Raw genomic sequence first — 5,115 nt, 5'->3', positions numbered from 1 at the left:
CTTAATAATAAGGGGCTGTTAGTAACAGCCCCAACTTTTTATAGTAAACCGTCTACACTTGTATAGGTTTGCGCTGGCCACACACCTACCTGCACTTGCCCTATATGTTGTTTTTGTAATAACAGCATCGCTAAACGAGATTGACCAATACCACCGCCAATTGTCTGTGGAAGCTTACTTTCTAGCAATGCCTTATGCCAGTCAAACTCTAAACGGTCTTCGTCTCCCGTAATACTTAATTGAGTTTGCAATACTTCAGGGCTTACACGAATTCCCATCGATGAGATTTCGAAAGCGTCTTCAAGCACTGGGTTCCATACTAAAATATCACCATTTAATCCCATGTACTGCTCGCATGTCGGGGTTGACCAATCGTCGTAATCTGGCGCTCTCACATCATGAATTTTGCCATCACTCAATGCTCCCCCAATACCAATTAAAAATACAGCGCCATATTCTTGAGTAATCGCCTTTTCACGCTGCTTGGCTGTAAAATCTGGGTACATTTTACGTAATGCTTCACTATGTACAAAAGTAATCTCTGTGGGTAAAAATGGTGTTAAACCAAAGCTGTCACTAACATATTTCTCAGTAGCTTTAATACCTTGGTAAATAGTTTCAACCGTTTGCTTCAAAGTAGATAAAGAACGCTGCGTACTTTCACAAATAACTTGTTCCCAATCCCACTGATCAACATACACAGAATGGATTGGACTTAATGAATCTTCATCAGGTCGCAACGCTTTCATTTGCGTGTAAATTCCTTCACCTTTAGAGAAACCATACTCGCCCAAAGTTTTACGTTTCCACTTTGCTAACGAATGCACGACTTCATAACGGCTATCTTTAATGGCTTTAACATTCACCGCAACAGCGTTCTCGTGTCCACTTAAGTTATCCTGAGTACCGTCACCTACTTTAGCTAAAATAGGTGCCTGTACTTCAATTAAGCCTAACTTTTGCTCTAATTGCTGTGAAAAAAATTGTTTAACTTTACTTATTTGCTGCTGCTGCTGCACATAGTGTGAACTCATAATAATTGGCCTCATTCCCAGTTATTGTATTGGCGACTCAGCGCTTAGTAGCGCTTCAATATGGTTATCGTAACAATTAAACGGTTTAATTCAATAACCCATAACAAAAATAGCTTTACGATATTAAAATCATTAAAAAAATGGTATAAAAACATTAAATACAACAATACAAAGCAACTAAACCTATGGAAAATTATCAAATCGATAATCTAGACAAACAGATTCTGCATGCATTAATGGATAATGCACGTACACCCTATGCTGAATTAGCAAAGCGTTTCGGTGTCAGTGCAGGAACAATTCATGTGCGAATTGAAAAAATGAAACAAGCGGGGATCATTACAGGTACCCAATTAACCATTAATACCAAACAGCTTGGCTACGATGTATGTTGTTTTATCGGCATTAATTTAAATAATGCCAGAGACTACCCACAAACTCTGATTAAGCTTGAATCATTAGAAGAGGTTGTTGAAGCATATTACACCACCGGTAATTACAGTATTTTTATTAAAGTAATGACTCGCTCGATCGATCATCTACAAGATGTGTTGATCAATAAAATACAAGCAATAGAAGCTATTCAGTCAACCGAAACCCTTATCTCATTACAAAACCCGATTAGCCGAACAGTGGTGCCTTAAGGTGAAAAATCTCGTATAATTTGCCGAAAAAGAGGACTCCCATGCAGCAAACTCGTTATCAAAGAATTGAAAGTGTACTTTCACGTCGTCAAACCGATCTTACCGTGTGTTTAGAAGACGTACATAAACACCATAACTTATCTGCCATAGTCAGAACGGCCGATGCTGTTGGTTGCCATCATGTGCATGCAGTCTGGCCAGAAAAGCAAAAGTGGCTAACCAATAATACCTCAGGTGGCAGTAAGAACTGGTTAGACACACACCTTCACAAAAATATAGATGATGCCGCAGCCAGTATCCGTGCTCATAACCCCGATGTACAAATTTTGGCAACTCATTTAAGTGAAGATGCCGTCGATTTTAGAGAAATTGATTACACTAAACCCACTGCAATTATTGTCGGCCAAGAAAAAACGGGGATCTCAGAAAAAGCGCTCAAATATGCAGATCAAAACATTATTATTCCAATGCAAGGCATGGTGCAATCGTTAAATGTATCCGTTGCAGCAGCATTAATCTTATTCGAAGCACAACGTCAACGTGAGTTAGCTGGGTTATATAATAGAAATATGCTGAGTGAAGAAATAAAACATCCAATGTATTTTGAAGGCTGCCACCCAATTATTGCAAGGCAGTGTAAGCAAAAGAACTTACCTTATCCCGCACTTGATGAGCATGGCGAAATCGTTGCGGATGAACAATTTTGGCAGGCATTAAAACATACTTGATGCATATACAGTGTATAAGTACACTTAACTCACTAAATAACAATAATTGAGCCTACTTTGTCTAAACCTAGCTTAAGCCAATACCCAATCACAGAACTTAAAGGCGTAGGCCCTAAAATTGCTGAACGACTTTTAAAGCTAGGCATCACCACAGTACAAGATATGCTTTTTCATTTACCGCTAAGGTATGAAGACAGAACGCGTATTTATGCTATTAGTGAGCTCACCGCACATAGCCATGTAACGGTTCAAGCAACCATTGAAACAAGCCAAATTACCTTTGGTAAGCGGCGTATGCTGGTTTGCCAAATAAATGATGGGACAGGTAGGTTAACTCTACGATTTTTTAATTTTACCGCAGCACAAAAAAACGCATTTAGCACGGGTAAAATAATTCGCTGTTTTGGCGAAATACGTCGCGGACGTGTTGGCTTTGAAATGAACCACCCAGAATACAGTATTAGCGACACTTTTGAGCAACAACCTACATCATCAACACTTACGCCAGTCTATTCAACAACCGAGGGGTTAAAGCAACTCTCTATCAGGGCGTTGAGTGAACAGGCAATAGAATTGCTTCAAAAATACGCAGTAGAAGAGCTACTACCTCAACAATGGCAACCATCGCAACTTGGGTTAAGCGATGCATTATTATTACTACACCGCCCCCCCAATGACGTTGATATCATTGCACTTGAACAAGGGACTCACCCAGCACAACAACGGCTCGTTTTTGAAGAGTTGTTGGCTCAAAATCTCAGTTTATTAAAAGTAAGAGAACAGGGACAGCAAGTTAAAGCCGTTGCACTTGAGCCTACTAATTCATTAGAGGGACAGTTTTTGGCGCAATTACCCTTTGCGCCAACCAACGCACAAAGTCGTGTGGTATCAGAAATTAAAGCAGATTTACAAAATGCGTACCCTATGATGCGATTAGTTCAAGGTGATGTTGGCTCGGGTAAAACACTAGTCGCAGCCCTGAGCGCCTTAACTGCGATAGCACAAGGCTATCAAGTTGCATTAATGGCGCCGACTGAAATTTTATCAGAGCAACATGGAATCAACTTTTCTAGCTGGTTTGAAAGTCTTGGAATAACCGTTACTTGGTTAGGCGGTAAAACTAAAGGAAAAGAGCGCATTAATACACTTGCAATGATCGCCTCTGGTGAAGCGCAGATGATTGTGGGTACCCATGCTTTATTTCAAGATGAAGTAAAATTTAACAATCTCGTACTTATCATTATTGATGAGCAACATCGCTTTGGGGTTCATCAACGTTTATCACTGCGTGAAAAAGGGCGCTTTGGTGATTGTTATCCACATCAACTAGTAATGACAGCAACACCTATACCACGTACGCTCGCGATGACTGCTTATGCCGATTTAGAAACCTCAGTGATCGACGAATTACCACCAGGAAGAACACCAATTACCACTGTTGCCATCCCTGATACCCGCAGAGATGACATCATTAGTCGAGTGAAACTTGCCTGTAATGAACAAGGTCGACAAGTTTACTGGGTATGTACTCTTATAGACGAGTCTGAAGTATTACAATGCCAAGCAGCTGAAGACAGTGCTTTACAATTAAAAGAAGCCTTACATGAACTTAATATTGGTTTAGTCCATGGGAGAATGAAAGCCACTGAAAAGCAAGCCATTATGAGTGAGTTTAAAACGGGGAACATTCATGTACTTGTCGCAACAACCGTGATCGAGGTCGGTGTTGATGTCCCCAATGCGAGCCTAATTATTATTGAAAACCCAGAGCGCTTAGGTTTAGCACAGCTTCACCAATTACGAGGCCGTGTAGGACGTGGGGCAACCGCATCGCATTGCGTTCTTTTATACCGTGCGCCACTTTCTCATACTGCACAGAAGCGATTAGGAGTACTGCGCGATAGTAACGATGGATTTGTTATCGCAGAACGTGATTTAGAAATACGCGGCCCAGGTGAAGTACTTGGAACTAAACAAACAGGTTTAGCCGAATTCAAAATCGCTGATTTAACACGCGATAAACAAACACTCAATCAAGTAAGACCCATCGCACAACAAATGCTTAAGCAATATCCTCAGCATATAGACCCACTTATTCACCGCTGGTTAGGTAATAAATCAAACTACGCACAAGCATAGTCGGTTTTTAAACTTTACTTTTCACTTCATCATCCAGACTTATACCAATTCGCTTAATTAAGCGGTCTATTTTGAGGCAGGAAAAACGGGTTGATAGCTAGGCAAAAAATTCGCTATTTAGTTGTTCTAAATGAGAATTTTTTAACACAGATAGCGACACGTTTAGCCCCGCAAAATGATTGAGTATTATTGCGGATTGGTATTACCCCAAACGGATATATTTTCATAATGCCTTTATCCTCAGGTCTTTTATTGCAAGATGTCGTGGTGTCGTCCACAGCGTTAGAGTAGTCTTTAGGCGCTTATTCTTTTACTTTTACCTGATGCCTTTTACCTTTCACCTACGTTTTTACTTTTCTGCAGACGTAAAAAAGCCCGACTATTTCTAGTCGGGCTTTCTCAATTTGGAGCCTGGTGATGTCGTAGTGCACACAGCGGTAGAGAGCCATATAGCAAATGTATAGAGTCGGCATTAGGCGCTTATTCTTTTACTTTTACCTGATGCCTTTTACCTTTCACCTCGAACCTGCATTTTCACTTTCCTACAGACGTAAAAAAGCCCGACTATTG

General features: G+C 40.5%; 4 protein-coding genes. 3 read left to right on the top strand and 1 reads right to left on the bottom strand.

Annotated elements, in window-relative coordinates; all coding sequences use genetic code 11:
* Window positions 1–38: 38 nt before the first annotated feature.
* A complete protein-coding gene (gene asnA, locus ACTRWE_RS18825) occupies window positions 39–1,034 on the bottom strand; it encodes an aspartate--ammonia ligase (protein ID WP_076922925.1) in 996 nt (331 codons plus the stop codon).
* Window positions 1,035–1,219: 185 nt separating this feature from the next.
* Here asnA and asnC point away from each other — a divergent pair, with 185 nt between their 5' ends.
* The 3 genes from asnC to recG are packed head-to-tail and all read left to right on the top strand — an operon-like array spanning window position 1,220 to window position 4,545.
* Window positions 1,220–1,678 (top strand): transcriptional regulator AsnC, encoded by a 459-nt coding sequence (gene asnC / locus ACTRWE_RS18820; RefSeq protein ID WP_013466068.1) that lies wholly within the window; start codon window positions 1,220–1,222, stop codon window positions 1,676–1,678.
* A gap of 41 nt (window positions 1,679–1,719) precedes the next feature.
* On the top strand, window positions 1,720–2,406 hold the full coding sequence (trmH, locus tag ACTRWE_RS18815) for a tRNA (guanosine(18)-2'-O)-methyltransferase TrmH (RefSeq protein WP_262977290.1): 687 nt from the start codon (window positions 1,720–1,722) through the stop codon (window positions 2,404–2,406).
* Between the two features lie 57 nt (window positions 2,407–2,463).
* A complete protein-coding gene (gene recG / locus ACTRWE_RS18810) occupies window positions 2,464–4,545 on the top strand; it encodes an ATP-dependent DNA helicase RecG (protein WP_462880495.1) in 2,082 nt (693 codons plus the stop codon).
* The last annotated feature ends 570 nt before the right edge of the window (window positions 4,546–5,115 follow it).

It is taken from the genome of Pseudoalteromonas sp. G5_S1_54_S4, assembly GCF_054968565.1.
This window is presented reverse-complemented; position numbering and strand designations above follow the sequence as displayed.